Genomic DNA, 15,927 nt, shown 5'->3' with positions numbered 1-15,927 from the left:
GCCGTGGAGGTATCGGAAGTGCGAATGCAGACATGAGTAGCGATAAACAGGGTGAGATGCCCTGTCGCCGAAAGACCAAGGGTTCCTGCGCAAGGCTAATCCGCGCAGGGTGAGCCGGCCCCTAAGACGAGCCCGAAGGGGGTAGTCGATGGGAACCACGTTAATATTCGTGGGCCTGGTGGTGTGTGACGGATCATGTGTGTTGTACGTCCTTAACGGATTGGACGTGCTTCGAAATGGTTCCAGGAAATAGCCCCACCGTATAGACCGTACCCGAAACCGACACAGGTGGTCTGGTAGAGTATACCAAGGCGCTTGAGAGAAGTGTGCTGAAGGAACTCGGCAAATTGCCTCCGTACCTTCGGAAGAAGGAGGCCCCACGATTGGGCAACCAGTTGTGGGGGGCACAGGCCAGGGGGTAGCGACTGTTTAGCAAAAACACAGGGCTCTGCTAAGTCGGCTTCAAGACGACGTATAGGGTCTGACGCCTGCCCGGTGCCTGAAGGTTAAGTGGAGGGGTGCAAGCTCCGAAATGAAGCCCAGGTAAACGGCGGCCGTAACTATAACGGTCCTAAGGTAGCGAAATTCCTTGTCGGGTAAGTTCCGACCTGCACGAATGGCGTAACGACTTCCCCACTGTCTCCAGCACATGCTCAGCGAAATTGAATTCTCCGTGAAGATGCGGAGTACCCGCGGTTAGACGGAAAGACCCCGTGCACCTTTACTGCAGCTTCAGAGTGGCATTAGGAAATAACTGTGTAGCATAGGTGGGAGGCTTTGAAGCCGGGACGCCAGTCCTGGTGGAGCCATAGGTGAAATACCACCCTGTTGTTTTCTGATGTCTAACCTCGAACCATGAAACTGGTTCAGGGACCCTCTGTGGCGGGTAGTTTGACTGGGGCGGTCGCCTCCCAAAGAGTAACGGAGGCGCGCGAAGGTTGGCTCAGGCCGGTTGGAAACCGGCTGTTAGAGTGCAATGGCATAAGCCAGCCTGACTGCGAGACTGACAAGTCGAGCAGAGACGAAAGTCGGTCATAGTGATCCGGTGGTCCCTCGTGGAAGGGCCATCGCTCAACGGATAAAAGGTACGCCGGGGATAACAGGCTGATAACCCCCAAGAGCTCATATCGACGGGGTTGTTTGGCACCTCGATGTCGGCTCATCACATCCTGGGGCTGGAGCAGGTCCCAAGGGTTTGGCTGTTCGCCAATTAAAGTGGTACGTGAGCTGGGTTCAGAACGTCGCGAGACAGTTTGGTCCCTATCTGCCGTGGGCGTCGATATTTGAGAGGAGTTGACCCTAGTACGAGAGGACCGGGTTGAACGTACCTCTGGTGGACCTGTCGTGGCGCCAGCCGCGCAGCAGGGTAGCTATGTACGGACGGGATAACCGCTGAAAGCATCTAAGCGGGAAGCCTCCCTCAAGATAAGATATCTTAGAGCGGTCGAAGACCACGACCTTGATAGATCGGATGTGGAAGCGCGGTAACGCGTGGAGCTAACCGATACTAATTGCTCTAGTCGCGCTTGAGAGCCCCACCATCAATAACAATCCTGATGGCGGTATAAAACTCTCAGCATCAACATGCACGGTTTCTAGAATTCTCATGCACGGCCTCCATAGCTTGGTGGCCATAGCGTCTGTGACCCACCCGATCCCATCCCGAACTCGGCCGTGAAACCAGACTGCGCCGATGGTACTAGCGCTTAAGCGGTGGAAGAGTAGGGCGTCGCCAGGCTTTGAAGGCCGTGCATCAGAATAACCCATTCACTTTGTTTGCCGGCCTCAGGCGCCGGCGGCAGCATCCGCTGCCTTGGCTTCCGCGGGGATACCGCGACGGCCTTTGGCCTTGCGGAGCCTTACAGGCTCCGGTCCTCGGCCCAACAAGGCCACAATCAGTGTCGCGGGGTGGAGCAGCCCGGTAGCTCGTCAGGCTCATAACCTGAAGGTCATAGGTTCAAATCCTATCCCCGCAACCATCTCCCACAAACCACCAACCCACATACAAACACAACCCCGCAAGACAGCAGTCTCGCGGGGCTAAAATCGTTCCGGCATATTATGCCGGGCGCCTTATCGCGCACGGCGATCTCGCACCTTTGCGTACACGCAAATCGACACGAGCTTCCCGCGCGAGATGATGGCCGCCTTCCGGCGGCTGGCCAGGTGACGAGGCGCGCGCGATCCTGCGGCTGCCATCGGCCAGGCCAGCTAGCCCATTAGGGCTTTTGCATCCGGTTTGAACCTGACGCCGGCAGCAGCTTGTCGGTGGCCTTTGCGGAAGCGGGATCCCCGATTTCGGACTCGAGCAACACCTCCTTCCAGCTTTGCGAGTCTGCGAAACCTCGTTGCGGCGATCGGCGCGAGGTCGGCTTTTCCGGCGGATCGACGCGCTTTTCGGATCGTGTCGGATGCCGCCGCATCGGTTTCTGTTGGACGGCGGGAACACCCCATCCGCTGCCTAAAAAGGCGCGTCGCCCTCCCTCGCGCGACGTCAATTGGGGTTAAAGATCATGTCGAATTCCGCCTATCCGCGTTCCGTCAGGCGGCGCCTGCTGAGCGCGAGCGCCCTGTCGATTCTGCTTCTCACCTCCGCCTGCTCCGATGGCATCGGCTTCGATATCGGGAAGGGCGTCGGCCCGACCTCTCCCTCGGGACCGAGCGGCCCGTCGGGACCCGGCGGTCCGACGCCGCCCTCCGGGCCGAGCGGCCCGTCGGGGCCGAGCGGTCCTTCCGATCCCAGTGGCCCCGGCGGCCCCAGCGGCCCGGGTGGTCCTTCGGGGCCGAGCGGCCCTGGCGGACCCTCGGGTCCCGGCGGACCTTCCGGCCCCGGAGGCCCTTCCGGTCCCGGTGGTCCGAGCGGTCCTGGTGGCCCAAGCGGTCCTGGTGGTCCGAGCGGTCCAAGCGGCCCCGGAGGTCCTGCTGGTCCGACCGGCCCTGCCGGTCCCACGGGCCCCACAGGTCCGACCGGTCCTGCTGGCCCGACCGGCCCTGGTGGCCCGACCGGTCCCGGTGGCCCGACCGGCCCGACCGGCCCCACGGGTCCAACGGGTCCAACCGGACCGACTGGGCCAACCGATCCTACGGGGCCAGGTGGTCCGAGCGGGTCGGCACCGGGGACACCGGTGGGTGTCTCGATCGGCGGCACCTCGCCGCTCGGCCCGACTGGATCGAAGACGCTGATCGGTGCCAATATCCTGCCGGGTGGTGAGCCCTCGACCGGGACACTGGCCACCGTCGACGTCCTGACCGGCGACGGCACCATTGCCGACGTCAAGCTGCCCACCACCACCGATGGCGTCCGCGACGGCCTTGCCCCGGTCGGGTCGCTGGTCGGCGCGATCGTCGGCAAGCCGGTCGGCGATGCCGTCACCGGGCTGACCGACCGACTCGCGCCGACGCTGAGCCCGGTCACGGGCGCGGTCGACGGCATCCTGTCGCCGGTGCTGGGCGCCGCCAACAATGCGCTCTCGCCGCTCACCGATCCGCTCGTCGGATCGGACGGCGCGCTCGCGCCGCTGACGGGGGCGGTCACCGGCCTGCTCGGCGGGGTGGTCGGCAACCTGCCCGGCACGCCGCAGAGCGGCTCCTTCGCAGGGCCGCTCGCAGGGCTCGACCTGGCGGGCTCGAAGCTCAGCGGCGCATCGACCGGCGACACGCTGGTCGGCCTCAACCTGCTGCCCGGACCGGCCGGCGCCACGCCGGTCACCGGAACGCTGGCGACGGCGAGCGTCCTGTCGGGCGGGCAGGTCGTCGGCCTCGGCCTGGCGACCACGGCGCCCGGCGTCCAGGCCGGGCTCCAGCCGGTCGTCAACCTGACCGGGGCGCTGCTCGGGCCGCAGGTCGGCGGAACGGTCGGCGAGCTGACCTCGACGCTGGCGCCGCCGGTCGCGGCGCTGACCTCGACCGTCCAGACCATCTCCAACCCGATCGTCAGCACCGTCAACACCCTCGCCACCCCGATCGCGGGACCGCTGCTCACCCCGACCGGCCCGCTCGCGCCCGTCACCAACATCGTCCAGACCGCGGTCTCGACGGTCACGTCGGCGCTCGCCAGCACCGGCGGCGGCACCGGCGGCTCGCCGTCGGGCCCGGGCGACATCCTCGCCCCGGTGACAGGCATCGTCGGATCGGTGCTCGGCGGCGGTTCGGGGAGTGGCTCGCCGGTCGATCCCGGTGCGATCCTCGCGCCGGTCACGGGCGTGGTCGGCGCTCTCCTCGGCGGTGGCTCGGGGGGTGGCTCCCCGGCCGATCCGGGGGCGATCCTCGCACCGGTCACGAACATCGTGGGTTCGGTGCTCGGCGGAACCTCGGGCGGCTCGCCTGCCGACCCGGGCGCGATCCTCGCGCCGGTGACGGGCATCGTGGGGTCGGTGCTCGGCGGTGGCACGGGCGGCGGTTCGCCGGTCGATCCGGGCTCCATCCTGGCGCCGGTGACGGGTGTGGTGGGGGCCGTCCTCGGTGGCGGTTCAGGCGGTTCACCGGCTGACCCGGGAGCGATCCTCGCACCGGTCACGGGTATCGTCGGTTCGGTGCTCGGCGGGGCCTCGGGGGGCTCGTCTTCCGGCTCGGGGACCATCCTCGCGCCCGTCACCGGCCTGGTCGGCTCGGTTCTTGGTGGAGCGGGGGGAACCGCGCCGACCGGACCGGCGGGACCCCTTGCCCCGGTCACCAACCTGCTCGGTGGCCTGCTGGGCAGGGGCTCCTGACCGCCTCCCGGCCCGCCCTCCCCAGGGGCGGGCCGGGAGCAACCCGCGCGACCCGTACCGTACCAGAGATGAGAGGCGTCCCTCAGATGCTCAACACCATGTCCTCGAAGCGCGACGGCGAGCTGCTCGAAAGGCGGCTGTCCTCGCCGGTGCGCTTTCCGTCCTGCCGCCTTCTGTCGAGGGGCGACTGCATCGTCGACCTCCAGGACGAAGGCTCCTCCGACGAAGGCGGCAGTGACCGGCTCCATGTCGGCTCGATCGTCTGCCTCGACCTGCCGCTGATCGGCCTGCGCAACGCGCGGGTGCTGAGGATCCAGGCGGGGCAGGCCTGCTGCCGGCTGCTCGTCCCGCTCACCGAGAGCGAGCTGCGGGCGTCGGTCGGGGAGAGCCGCCCGACCCCGCCGCGCAGTTTCCGTCCGGTCGAGGACGGCACGGCCGAGCCGCTCGAGATCATGCGCATCCCCACCGGACCCGCGCTCCGGCCCGCGCCGAGCATCGCCGACCGGCTCGACCGCATGGTGCTCCTCGGCCTGACCCTGGTCCTCGCCACCTGGATCGTGCTCTACGTCCTGCCCTTCTGATCCCCTTTCAGGGATTGCCCCAAGGAACGTTTCGGAGAGTGTTTGCTCCCGGCAAAATCTCCGGTCTGTCCGTCCACCCCAAGCGGACCTGGCGGCGTTCATTGTTCAGAAGAGCATGATTGTTCCCGTAGCTTTGCTTACCCCCAAGCCGCCGCCGCTCTCCAGGAGCGGCGGCGGTTTTTCGTTGGGGCCGGGCCGGCGGTTTCGCATCCGGTTTGAACCTGACCTTCTTCGCGCTCCTGGGCTCCTGTTTGCGGGGCCTTCGCACCGCGGTTTCGGGCTTCGATCGATCGCGATCCGGACTTTGCGAATCCGCAAAACCGTCTTGCGGCGATCGGCCAGGACCCCGTTTTTGCGGGGGATCGGAGACCCTGCGGGATCGTGCCGGATGCCGCCGCATCGGTTTCTGTTCGGCACCGGGAATCACCATGACGCTGCCTAGAACAGATGCGTCGCCATTCGTCACGCGACGTCATTGGGGTAAAGATCATGTCGAATTCCAGCCATTCGCATCCTGTCCGGCGGCGCTTGCTGAGCGCGAGCGCCCTGTCGATCCTGCTTCTCACCTCCGCCTGTTCCGACGGGGTGGGGTTCGATATCGGGAAGGGCGCCGGCCCGACCTCGCCCAGCGGCCCGTCGGGCCCCAGCGGTCCGTCGGGGCCGAGCGGTCCTTCCGGTCCCAGTGATCCTTCCGGCCCGAGCGGCCCCAGCGGTCCCAGCGGCCCGTCGGGTCCGAGCGGCCCGTCCGGACCTTCCGGACCTTCCGGTCCGAGTGGTCCTTCAGGTCCGAGCGGCCCGTCGGGTCCGAGCGGTCCCAGCGGGGCAGCGCCGAGTACGCCGGTGGGCATCTCGATCGGTGGCACCTCGCCGCTCGGCCCGACCGGATCGGGGACGCTGATCGGCGCCAATATCCTGCCGGGCGATAAGCCCTCGACCGGGACGCTGGCCACCGTCGACGTCCTGACCGGCGATGGCACCGTCGCCGACGTCAAGCTGCCCACCACGACCAACGCCGTGCGTAAGGGGCTCGCCCCGGTCGGGTCGCTGGTCGGTGCGGTCGCCGGCAAGCCGATCGGCAATGCCGTCACCGGGCTGACCGACCGACTCGCGCCGACGCTGAGCCCGGTCACGGGCGCGGTCGACGGCATCCTGTCGCCGGTGCTGGGCGCCGCCAACAATGCGCTCTCGCCGCTCACCGATCCGCTCGTCGGATCGGACGGCGCGCTCGCGCCGCTGACGGGGGCGGTCACCGGCCTGCTCGGCGGGGTGGTCGGCAACCTGCCCGGCACGCCGCAGAGCGGCTCCTTCGCAGGGCCGCTCGCAGGGCTCGACCTGGCGGGCTCGAAGCTCAGCGGCGCATCGACCGGCGATACGCTGGTCGGCCTCAACCTGCTGCCCGGACCGGCCGGCGCCACGCCGGTCACCGGAACGCTCGCGACGGCGAGCGTCCTGTCGGGCGGGCAGGTCGTCGGCCTCGGCCTGGCGACCACGGCGCCCGGCGTCCAGGCCGGGCTCCAGCCGGTCGTCAACCTGACCGGGGCGCTGCTCGGGCCGCAGGTCGGCGGAACGGTCGGCGAGCTGACCTCGACGCTGGCGCCGCCGGTCGCGGTGCTGACCTCGACCGTCCAGACCATCTCCAACCCGATCGTCAGCACCGTCAACACCCTCGCCACCCCGATCGCGGGACCGCTGCTCACCCCGACCGGCCCGCTCGCGCCCGTCACCAACATCGTCCAGACCGCGGTCTCGACGGTCACGTCGGCGCTCGCCAGCACCGGCGGCGGCACCGGCGGCTCGCCGTCGGGCCCGGGCGACATCCTCGCCCCGGTGACAGGCATCGTCGGATCGGTGCTCGGCGGCGGTTCGGGGAGTGGCTCGCCGTCGGGTCCGGGCGCGATTCTCGCGCCGGTCACGAATGTCGTCGGCGCTGTCCTGGGTGGCGGCCTGGGTGGAGCGCCGTCAGGGTCGGGCGACATCCTCGCGCCGGTGACGGGCATTGTGGGGTCGGTGCTCGGCGGCGGCACGGGCGGCGGCTCGCCGGTCGATCCGGGCTCCATCCTGGCGCCGGTCACGGGCGTGGTCGGGGCCGTCCTCGGTGGCGGTTCAGGCGGTTCACCGGCTGACCCGGGAGCGATCCTGGCGCCGGTCACGGGTATCGTCGGTTCGGTGCTCGGCGGGGCCTCGGGCGGCTCGCCTTCCGGCTCGGGGAACATCCTCGCGCCCGTCACCGGCCTGGTCGGCTCGGTTCTTGGTGGAGCGGGGGGAACCGCGCCGACCGGACCGGCGGGACCCCTTGCCCCGGTCACCAACCTGCTCGGTGGCCTGCTGGGCAGGGGCTCCTGACCGCCTCCCGGCCCGCCCTCCCCAGGGGCGGGCCGGGAGCAACCCGCGCGACCCGTACCGTACCAGAGATGAGAGGCGTCCCTCAGATGCTCAACACCATGTCCTCGAAGCGCGACGGCGAGCTGCTCGAAAGGCGGCTGTCCTCGCCGGTGCGCTTTCCGTCCTGCCGCCTTCTGTCGAGGGGCGACTGCATCGTCGACCTCCAGGACGAAGGCCCCTCCGACGAAGGCGGCAGTGACCGGCTCCATGTCGGCTCGATCGTCTGCCTCGACCTGCCGCTGATCGGCCTGCGCAACGCGCGCGTGCTGTGGATCCAGGCGGGGCAGGCCTGCTGCCGGCTGCTCGTCCCGCTCACCGAGAGCGAGCTGCGGGCGTCGGTCGGGGAAAGCCGCCCGACCCCGCCGCGCAGTTTCCGTCCGGTCGAGGACGGCACGGCCGAGCCGCTCGAGATCATGCGCATCCCCACCGGACCCGCGCTCCGGCCCGCGCCGAGCATCGCCGACCGGCTCGACCGCATGGTGCTCCTCGGCCTGACCCTGGTCCTCGCCACCTGGATCGCGCTCTACGTCCTGCCCTTCTGATCCCCTTTCAGGGATTGCCCCAAGGAACGTTTCGGAGAGTGTTTGCTCCCGGCAAAATCTCCGGTCTGTCCGTCCACCCCAAGCGGACCTGGCGGCGTTCATTGTTCAGAAGAGCATGATTGTTCCTGTAGCTTTGCTTACCCCCAAGCCGCCGTCGCTCCCTACAAGCGGCGGCGGCTTTCGTTTCAGACGAGGAAGGGGAGCCGGCCGGCCAGCGGCACGGCGGCGGCGATCGCGATCGCCACGCCATAGGGCACCCCACGCGCGGTCGCGCGCCGGCCGAACGGCAGGATCAGCAGCGCGAGGACAGCGCCCGTCACCGCCATGATCGCGGCTGCCTCCAGCGCTTCCTTTCCCGGCAGCCATAGCAGCAACGCGGCGCTCAGCTTGACGTCGCCGCCGCCCCAGGCGCGGATCGCGAACAGCAGCAGGAGGATGGGGAGGGCGATCGCGATCACCACCGCCTGCCCGACGACGCGGCCCGGGAGATCGGGCGCCGCGGCCAGCCAATAGGGCGCGGCGAGCAGCGCGACCAGGACGACGAGACGGTTCGGGATGGTGCGGGAGCGGAGATCGACGACGGCGCAGGCGAGCAGGATCGCCAGCACGGCGACGACGAGCGCGGCGGCCACGCCCGGCATCGGTGGGCTCGCCGCCCCGGACCCTGCGATCAGCGCCAGCGCGGTCCCTCGACCCAGGAGACGAGGCTGCGGCGGATGCCGCCGGTCACGGGCAGCACGCGATGCTGCATCCAGGACGGGAAGATCAGCAGGCTGCCGCGCGGCGCGAACAGCGCGCCCGGATGCTGCAGCCCGAAAAATTCGAAGGCGCCGCCTTCATAATCGGCCGGGTCCGACAATTGGACGACCAGCGACAGCTTGCGGTCGTAGGGGCGGGTGGATTCGAGCCACACGTCCTGATGCCAGTCATATTTGCCCTGGCTGGTGCCATGATATTCGGTGAACTGCAGGTCGAAGGGCGCGACGATGTCGACCCCGAAATTGGTGCGGTTCGACGAGACGACGAAGCTCATCAGCCGGGCGACGATCGCCTGTTCGGCCCCGGTGTCGAGCCAGCGCACCACCGAGGTGCGGTAGCCGTCGTCCTGCCGTGTGTCCTTGGCGAAGCCCACCGTCGCGGTCTGCGGCGCATAGCGCAGACCGCGCTCGATGATCTGGTCGCACTCCTCGGACGACAGCGCCGACGTCCAAACCTCCCAGACATTGTTCATCGTCGCGCCTCGCTATCGGTTTTGCGTATCCGCAAAACGGTCAGAGCAAGCCGGGCGCATTTGAATCGCGCGGCTTGCTCTGAACCTTTGTTGCCGCATTGCTGCTTGCGGAAAACCGGTGCCCACTTTTCCGCGCAATGCTCTAGAATCCATATCCGAAGCTGCCGAACAGCCGGGCCTTACGGCTGTAGCCGGGGCCGGGGCGGTCGATCGGAACCGCGACCTCGACGCCGAGCCGCACCTTGCCGAGCTGGAGGCGGACGCCGCCGCCCGCCGATGCCAGCGAGAATTTCTCCGCGGCGATGCCGTAGAAGGGACGCGCCTCGGTGCGCCCCAGTCCGCCGTCGACGAAGGCGAAGACCGAGGTCCCCTTGATCCGGCTTTTCGGCAGGGGCAGCGTCCAGCTCAGCTCGGCGGTGCCGGTCGCGCCGCGATCGGCGGTCACGGTCCCGACGCGGAAGGCGCGTCCCGCGCCCGATCCGCCGAGCGCGAGCCGCTCGGTCACCGGCAGCTTGTCACGGCTATATTGCGCGTTGGTGGTCAGCTTCGCGATCAGGTTCTTGGTGATCGCGTTGACGACCACGGTCTGGACGTTGACCTTGGTGAAGTCCTTCTCGGTGAAGCCCGTGAACGCCTTGGCGTCGAGGATGTCGAGGCCGCTGCTGACGACGGCGGTCATCGCGTAGCCGGTCTTCTCGGTCGACCGCGAGAAGCTCGCGCCGAACCGGATCGCGCGCGACCGATAGTCGCCGAAACGGGTGTCGAGATAATAGTTGCTGCTGTCGATGCCGTCGAGCGAGGCGCTGACCGACAGGTTGGTCTTGTAGGACCGGATCACCGGATAGCTGAGCGAAATCCCTGCCAGCGTCGCGCGTCCGTCGATGTCGCCGAGGGTGGCGTTGCGCGACCGCGACTTGAGCCGCGCCGCTGTGACGGTCGCGGTCATGCCGTTGCTGGCGATCGGCGTCGCATGGCTGATCGTGTAGAACTGGTAGCGATCGGGATGGAGCGGCAGATAGCTGCTGACCTTGGTGGTATCGCCTTCGCGGAGCAGGTTGTTGGCGGTGACGGTGGCCTGCGCCTGGAAGGCGCTGGTCACGTTGCTCACGCCATTATTGTCGATCGCGATGCCGAGATGGAAGGGGCGTCGCCTGAGGGTGAGATCGAGGGCGAGCGAGCCGGCGGCGTCGAGCTGCCGCACCGATGCCTCGACGGTCTGGCCGGGCATGTCGCGCATCAGCGACAGGCTGCGTTCGAGCACGCTCTTGCGCAGCGGAGTGCTGCGTATGATCCGCGCGATGTGCGCCTTGACCAATTCGGTCGGCGCGGCGTCGGGAAGCCCCTTGATGCTGTATTGCTTGACCGCGCCCTCGACGACCTGGACGGTCAGCACGCCTTGTTCCAGCCGCTGCGCGGGGATCGCCACCGAATAGAAGGCGATGTCGCTCCGCGCATAGACCTTGCCGACCGCCTCGACGATCGCCTTGAGCACGTCCTGGGTGAGCGCCTGGCCGCGATAGGCGGTGGTGATCGCCTCGAGCGTTTCGAGCGGGAGCGAGCTTCCCGCGAAACGGATCTGGGTCAGGTTCACCGCCGCGGCGGCGGCGGCGACGTTGAAGGCAGGGCGGGGGATCGACACGCGCGGCACGCCCGGCAGGGTCGGGACGACGCGATCGGTGCGATCGCGATCGATGACCGGCGCCTGCGCGCGATCGGCCTGGATATCGGCGGCGGCGGGCGCCTGGGCCGCCAGCGGTGAGGCGAGACTCAGCCCGAGCAGGGCCAAGGCTATACGCGGCTTCATCGCTCGAGCACTCCACGGGTTACACATACAGGGCAGACGAAGCCGCCGTTTCCCGGAGCACCCCTGCCGCTATCGGCGGTACCCGAATCGTCGCGGCTTTCACGCGGAACAACAACCGGAGCGGATGGAATCCGGGCGACGCCCGCCCCGCCGCGCGGGCGAGCGCCGGTCCGCGCACGTCGCCCGGAAAACAAGGCGGAATCGCCGTCGCCGGAAACGGAGAGGGGCAAGATCGCGAGCGACGGGCATGATGGGACGCGTCGGTCGGGTTTTTTCGGGCGTCGACCCTATTCCGCAAGCAGAAAACAGACGGAAATCACGGCATTGCAGTCAAGCGGTCCGATCTCGGCCGGGGCGAGCGGAGGGATATCCGATAAGAACCGATGTGGACCCTGTTGTTCTGGTAAATAAATGGTTATTTTTGAAGGATATGGTTAGCTGATCTTGTTGGGCCGGGATGATTCCCGATCGGATCGGTACTTCATCATTCATCGCCGATCAGGGCTGTCGGCGAATTGGGAAACCCCGCATCGGGTCCGCGCCGTCGGCATGGGTTGCGGATACGCAAAGCCGCGCCGCCAAGGAACCGGATCGGATCGATCTCGGCATTCTCCCCCCGCGACACGCGATTATGCTGTCTGGCGTATCGCGCATCAGCGTTCGGGAGGGGGGTTATGGCCAGCTTCATGAGAGAGATTTTCGGGGATATCTCGGGCAGCGGAGCCGCGCACAAGGGGCCGGGGCCGGCGAAGGAGGGCGACGACCTCGCCCATCTCGACGCGCGGCTTGCCGGTGCGGTGCGGAGCGGCAGCGACGGCACGGGGATCGTGATGCTCCAGCCCGCGGAATGCGTGGTGTGGGACGGCAATCCGCGCGACGTTCCGCGGCTGACGCCCGAGGGGTGCCGGAGCCTGATCGAATCGATCGCGACGGAAGGCGGCAATCGCATTCCCGTGCTGGTTCGACGGGCGGGCGAAGGCGCCGAGATTCCCTATGAACTGCTGGTCGGAAGCCGGCGGCGCTTCGCCGTCGATTGGTTGAATCATAATGGACGCCCGGAGTTGCGGTTGAGTGCCCTGATCGTCGATGTCAGTGACGAGGAGGCCTTCCGGATCGCCGATCTGGAAAACCGCGAACGTGCCGACATCTCCGAAATCGATCGCGCCCGCAGCTATCAGGCGGCGGTCGATCGCTTCTACGGCGGCGTCCAGTCGAAGATGGCGCAGGCGCTGAGCCTTTCGAACAGCCAGCTCAGCCGGTTGCTGTCGCTGGCCCAGCTTCCCGAGGACGTGGTCGAGGCCTTTCCCGCGCGTACCGAGCTGCGCGTACGGCATTCGGAGGTGTTGACCCCGTTGCTCCGCCGCCCCGAATTGCGCGCCGCTATCATCGATGCGGCGATCGCGATCGCCGCGCAGCAGCAGCAGCGCACCGCCAACAAGCAGCCGCTGATCGCGGCGGCGGCGGTGCTGTCGAAGCTGCGCCAGGCGGCGGTGTCGGAGCCCTCGAAGCCCGAGCCGGTGACGCTGATGGCGGGCGGCACCAAGGTCGGCGTCATGCGGCATGGCCGCGGCGGGGTGGTGGACGTCAGCCTGTCGGTCGGCGGCGACGTCGATGTCGAAAGCCTGCTGGCGGAGCTGGGGCGCCGCCTCCGCGAAGCCCAGCGGGAAGGGATGACGCGGGCGGCGTGACTAGAGCGGTTCACGATCCGATTGCATCGGATCGGCCGCTCTAGGCTATTGTTTTATCGCGGTTTCCGAGTCGGCAGATGTTTCCATCTGCCTGGAAATCGCTCTAGCCGCGACCGTCATTCCCGCGAAAGCGGGAAGCCACGGGAACGGGGCACTGTTTGACGCGAGGTGCCGCTGTCGATGGATTCCCGCTTTCGCGGGAATGGCGATGGTAGCGGTGCGCCCCGGCTTCTTTTTGAGGACTCAGTTCTTCCTGAGATCGGCGAGATAGGCGAGCAGCGAGGCCTCGACGTCGGGGCTCAGCCGCAGGAAGTCGCGCCGGCGGTCATGCGCGTCGGGCAGGCGCTCCAGGATCTTGTCGCCCACCAGCCGGTTGATCAGCCGCAGCGCGGTGGTGGTCGGCGCGCCCGATGCGATGCAGGCGCTGGAGACCGACACCTCGCGCCCGTCGAGCTTGGCGGCGAGCAGGTCGAGCAGGACCGACCATGTGCAGTCGCCGAACAGCCGGCCGTCGAGCAGGGCCCGGCGCTTGGCTTCCTTGCGGAGCATGTCCCGGACGAATTCGGCGCTCACCGTCTCGTCGGACGCCGCCGGCTCGGCGGCCGGAGCGGCCTTGCCGAACGAGGGGAGCGCTTCGTCCATCAGGTTCGACAGGCGCTGGATTTCGAGGCTCAGCGTCGTGAGCTGCGAGGCGAGCGCCTTGCGGGTCGAGCTTTCGGGCTTGATGCCGCGGACGCGCAGCAGGGCGTTGCGCAGGTCGTCGCGGGTGATCGGCTTCTGGAGGATGTCGACCACCGAGGCCCGCACCGCCGCGACGACGAGGTCGAGCGTCGCATGTTCGGCGACCAGGATGAACCGCAGCTCGCGCCCCTCGTCGGCGGTCCGGGCGGCCAGGTCCTCGGCCAGGCTGATGCCGTCGAGGCCCGGCAGGTTCTGGTCGATGATCAGGGTCGAGATCGACCGGTTGTCGATCTTGGCAAAGGCTTCGGCAGAAGATTGCGCCGCGAAGGAAGGAAATCCGAACGAATGGAGCATGAACTGACATTCATCGATCCAGTCGACATCGTTCCCGATGACGAGAACGGCCTCAACAACCTCGTCCGCCTGTACGACGTCAAAGAGCGTCATGTTTCCCCTCTTCCTCGGATATGAACTCCGATTACCCCCTTACCCAAGAAGTCGGCGTCCGATGCCGGTTCGACTGTCGGGACTCCTTGCGTCAACCTAGACTGAGAGCCTGATCCGAAATTAAGTTGAGTGGTATCAGCAAGTTAGCTTGACGCTAGCGCCAGTCGTTGATTCAGGGGTTTTGCAACAAACTTCCGGAGATCGACGATGTGGACCGATACCACTCGGGCGCAATATGCCCGTACAGAACTGGCTTTGCCAAGCGATTTGACCGATGCCGAATGGGCGGTGCTGGAGCCCTTCTTTCCGCCGCCCTCGTCGGTGGGACGTCCGCGCAAGTGGCCGCTCAGGCGCATTATCGAGGCGATTTTGTATTTGCTGCGCGGCGGGCTGCCGTGGCGGATGCTGCCGCCGTGCTTTCCGCCCGTCTCGACGGTGCGGCGCTGGTTTTATCTGTGGCGCGACAACGGCCTGTGGCTGTCGCTCAATCATGCCCTGCTGTTGATCGGGCGGGAAGCTGTAGGCCGCGAGGCTTCGCCGAGCGCCGGGGTGATCGACAGCCAGAGTGTGAAGACCTCGGAAAGCGGCGGGCCTCGCGGCTATGACGCGGGGAAGAGGATCAAGGGGCGCAAGCGCCACATCCTGACCGACACCGACGGCAATCTGGTCCATGCCGTGATCCATACTGCCGATATCCAGGATCGCGATGGCGCGCCGTTGGTGCTGGCCGAGATCGTCCGTCGCTTCCCGTGGCTGCGCCATGTCTTTGCCGACGGTGGCTATGCGGGCGAAAAGCTCAGGGATGCCCTGCGCCGCATCGGCAAATGGACCGTCGAGATCGTCAAGCGATCGGATACGGCAAAAGGCTTCGTCGTGCTGCCCAGGCGCTGGGTCGTCGAGCGAACGCTGGCTTGGCTCAATCGAAACCGGCGCCTCGCCAAGGACTTCGAACAAACCATCGCTTCCGCAACCGCATGGCTCTTCATCGCTTCAATCCAGCTCTTCACACGAAGAATCGCAAAGCTAGGAAATTACGCCCGATAATTTTGAATCAGGCTCTGAGATTAGAAATGGTTCGGCCGCAACTACGGAATACTCCTTGTGACGTCGGCCCCGCTTCCGTAGCGGAAACCGCCGCCATGCCGACCGATCGACGGCGACCGGACCGGCCCGCATGATAATCCATTTGCGGGCCGATCACGAATAACTTCCGTTGCCGACGATCACCGACGAGGTGATCGTCGTATTGGGCAGCGGCAGGAGCGCGCCGTAGCGCATGATCGGGCTGCCGCTGATGTCGTAGCTGATCTTGACCTCGAAGCTGCCCGACGCGCCGACGCCGGCCCGGATGTCGGGCTGGCTGCCGGCCGAGAGCATCAGGCCATATTGGTCGAGGACCTGCTGCGCCCGCGCGGTCGCGAGCGTGGTCCGTTCGCTGGTGCTGAGGCCGGCAAGCGCCGCGCGAGCGCCCTCGGCGGCGGCTTGCCGTACCCCGATATAGGTCGCGAAATAGGTCGAATAGACCAGGATCGCGAACATCAGCATGATGAGCGCCGGGGCGATCAATGCGAATTCGATCGCCGCGGCGCCCTTGTTTCCCAGACGAACCAAGTCGGTCACCTCCCCGGATCAGGAATCGCCGGGGAAGGTGATGACGTTGAGCATGCCCGACAGCTTGTTGGACAGGCCGTTGCCGAAATTGGTGGCGCCGGCGGACAGCGCGATTCCGATGGCGCCCACCAGGATCGCATATTCCACGGCCGAAGCCCCCTTCTCCTCGCGGGAGAGGCGCTTCATCGTCGATCGAACGCACTTCAACATGTTCAGTCTCCTCTGTTCCCCTCCAAAACCCCTACGCGACA

12 protein-coding genes, 1 tRNA gene and 2 rRNA genes (1 of these 15 running past the window's edge) are annotated in these 15,927 nt (G+C 67.0%); 9 read left to right on the top strand and 6 right to left on the bottom strand.

Annotated elements, in window-relative coordinates; translation table 11 throughout:
* The 7 genes from HRJ34_RS14300 to HRJ34_RS14270 all read left to right on the top strand — a co-directional run.
* Positions 1 to 1,531 (top strand): 23S ribosomal RNA (locus tag HRJ34_RS14300); it begins 1,262 nt to the left of the window's first position.
* A gap of 92 nt (positions 1,532 to 1,623) precedes the next feature.
* Positions 1,624 to 1,738 (top strand): 5S ribosomal RNA (gene rrf, locus HRJ34_RS14295).
* Between the two features lie 164 nt (positions 1,739 to 1,902).
* Positions 1,903 to 1,979 (top strand) — tRNA-Met (locus HRJ34_RS14290).
* A 1,146-nt stretch (positions 1,980 to 3,125) separates the two neighbouring features.
* Positions 3,126 to 4,709, top strand: coding sequence for a hypothetical protein (locus tag HRJ34_RS14285; RefSeq protein ID WP_226948789.1), 1,584 nt, complete (start codon positions 3,126 to 3,128; stop codon positions 4,707 to 4,709).
* 86 nt (positions 4,710 to 4,795) lie between these two features.
* Positions 4,796 to 5,290 carry a hypothetical protein gene (locus HRJ34_RS14280; RefSeq protein ID WP_208631560.1) on the top strand — a complete coding sequence of 165 codons (495 nt, stop codon included), beginning with the start codon at positions 4,796 to 4,798 and terminating at the stop codon, positions 5,288 to 5,290.
* Positions 5,291 to 6,130: 840 nt separating this feature from the next.
* Entirely contained in the window at positions 6,131 to 7,633 is a 1,503-nt protein-coding gene (locus HRJ34_RS14275; protein ID WP_226948788.1) for a hypothetical protein, read from the top strand.
* A gap of 86 nt (positions 7,634 to 7,719) precedes the next feature.
* A complete protein-coding gene (locus HRJ34_RS14270) occupies positions 7,720 to 8,214 on the top strand; it encodes a hypothetical protein (RefSeq protein ID WP_208631558.1) in 495 nt (164 codons plus the stop codon).
* A 185-nt stretch (positions 8,215 to 8,399) separates the two neighbouring features.
* On the opposite strand, the gene HRJ34_RS14265 is transcribed toward HRJ34_RS14270, so the two are convergent.
* From HRJ34_RS14265 to HRJ34_RS14255, 3 genes are all read right to left on the bottom strand, one after another.
* Complete coding sequence (locus tag HRJ34_RS14265) at positions 8,400 to 8,855, bottom strand: prepilin peptidase (protein WP_208631557.1); 456 nt, start codon at positions 8,853 to 8,855, stop codon at positions 8,400 to 8,402.
* Between the two features lie 29 nt (positions 8,856 to 8,884).
* Positions 8,885 to 9,445 carry a 2OG-Fe(II) oxygenase gene (locus HRJ34_RS14260; protein ID WP_012049686.1) on the bottom strand — a complete coding sequence of 187 codons (561 nt, stop codon included), beginning with the start codon at positions 9,443 to 9,445 and terminating at the stop codon, positions 8,885 to 8,887.
* 142 nt (positions 9,446 to 9,587) lie between these two features.
* Entirely contained in the window at positions 9,588 to 11,249 is a 1,662-nt protein-coding gene (locus HRJ34_RS14255) for a ShlB/FhaC/HecB family hemolysin secretion/activation protein (protein ID WP_208631556.1), read from the bottom strand.
* A gap of 674 nt (positions 11,250 to 11,923) precedes the next feature.
* Here HRJ34_RS14255 and HRJ34_RS14250 point away from each other — a divergent pair.
* A complete protein-coding gene (locus tag HRJ34_RS14250; protein WP_012049688.1) occupies positions 11,924 to 12,937 on the top strand; it encodes a ParB/RepB/Spo0J family partition protein in 1,014 nt (337 codons plus the stop codon).
* A gap of 243 nt (positions 12,938 to 13,180) precedes the next feature.
* On the opposite strand, the gene HRJ34_RS14245 is transcribed toward HRJ34_RS14250, so the two are convergent.
* The gene (locus HRJ34_RS14245) at positions 13,181 to 14,065 is read right to left on the bottom strand and encodes a response regulator (RefSeq protein WP_012049689.1); all 885 of its coding nucleotides are present in this window, start codon (positions 14,063 to 14,065) and stop codon (positions 13,181 to 13,183) included.
* A 207-nt stretch (positions 14,066 to 14,272) separates the two neighbouring features.
* Between HRJ34_RS14245 and HRJ34_RS14240 the strand changes: the two genes are divergently transcribed.
* Complete coding sequence (locus HRJ34_RS14240; RefSeq protein WP_208631555.1) at positions 14,273 to 15,109, top strand: IS5 family transposase; 837 nt, start codon at positions 14,273 to 14,275, stop codon at positions 15,107 to 15,109.
* Positions 15,110 to 15,262: 153 nt separating this feature from the next.
* Here HRJ34_RS14240 and HRJ34_RS14235 read toward each other — a convergent pair whose 3' ends face one another.
* On the bottom strand, positions 15,263 to 15,676 hold the full coding sequence (locus tag HRJ34_RS14235; RefSeq protein ID WP_012049690.1) for a TadE family protein: 414 nt from the start codon (positions 15,674 to 15,676) through the stop codon (positions 15,263 to 15,265).
* Positions 15,677 to 15,694: 18 nt separating this feature from the next.
* Entirely contained in the window at positions 15,695 to 15,886 is a 192-nt protein-coding gene (locus HRJ34_RS14230) for a Flp family type IVb pilin (RefSeq protein ID WP_012049691.1), read from the bottom strand.
* Positions 15,887 to 15,927 lie beyond the last annotated feature (41 nt).

The organism is Rhizorhabdus wittichii (genome assembly GCF_017607425.1).
Classification (GTDB): domain Bacteria; phylum Pseudomonadota; class Alphaproteobacteria; order Sphingomonadales; family Sphingomonadaceae; genus Rhizorhabdus; species Rhizorhabdus wittichii.
The sequence above is the reverse complement of the archived record's forward strand: the minus strand, read 5'-3'. Positions and strand labels throughout refer to the sequence as shown.

Coding starts and splice junctions, on each gene's coding strand:
- HRJ34_RS14280 (WP_208631560.1), top strand. CDS start 4,796: ATGCTCAACACCATGTCCTCGAAGCGCGACGGCGAGCTGCTCGAAAGG.
- HRJ34_RS14270 (WP_208631558.1), top strand. CDS start 7,720: ATGCTCAACACCATGTCCTCGAAGCGCGACGGCGAGCTGCTCGAAAGG.
- HRJ34_RS14265 (WP_208631557.1), bottom strand. CDS start 8,855: ATGCCGGGCGTGGCCGCCGCGCTCGTCGTCGCCGTGCTGGCGATCCTG.
- HRJ34_RS14260 (WP_012049686.1), bottom strand. CDS start 9,445: ATGAACAATGTCTGGGAGGTTTGGACGTCGGCGCTGTCGTCCGAGGAG.
- HRJ34_RS14255 (WP_208631556.1), bottom strand. CDS start 11,249: ATGAAGCCGCGTATAGCCTTGGCCCTGCTCGGGCTGAGTCTCGCCTCA.
- HRJ34_RS14250 (WP_012049688.1), top strand. CDS start 11,924: ATGGCCAGCTTCATGAGAGAGATTTTCGGGGATATCTCGGGCAGCGGA.
- HRJ34_RS14245 (WP_012049689.1), bottom strand. CDS start 14,065: ATGACGCTCTTTGACGTCGTACAGGCGGACGAGGTTGTTGAGGCCGTT.
- HRJ34_RS14240 (WP_208631555.1), top strand. CDS start 14,273: ATGTGGACCGATACCACTCGGGCGCAATATGCCCGTACAGAACTGGCT.
- HRJ34_RS14230 (WP_012049691.1), bottom strand. CDS start 15,886: ATGTTGAAGTGCGTTCGATCGACGATGAAGCGCCTCTCCCGCGAGGAG.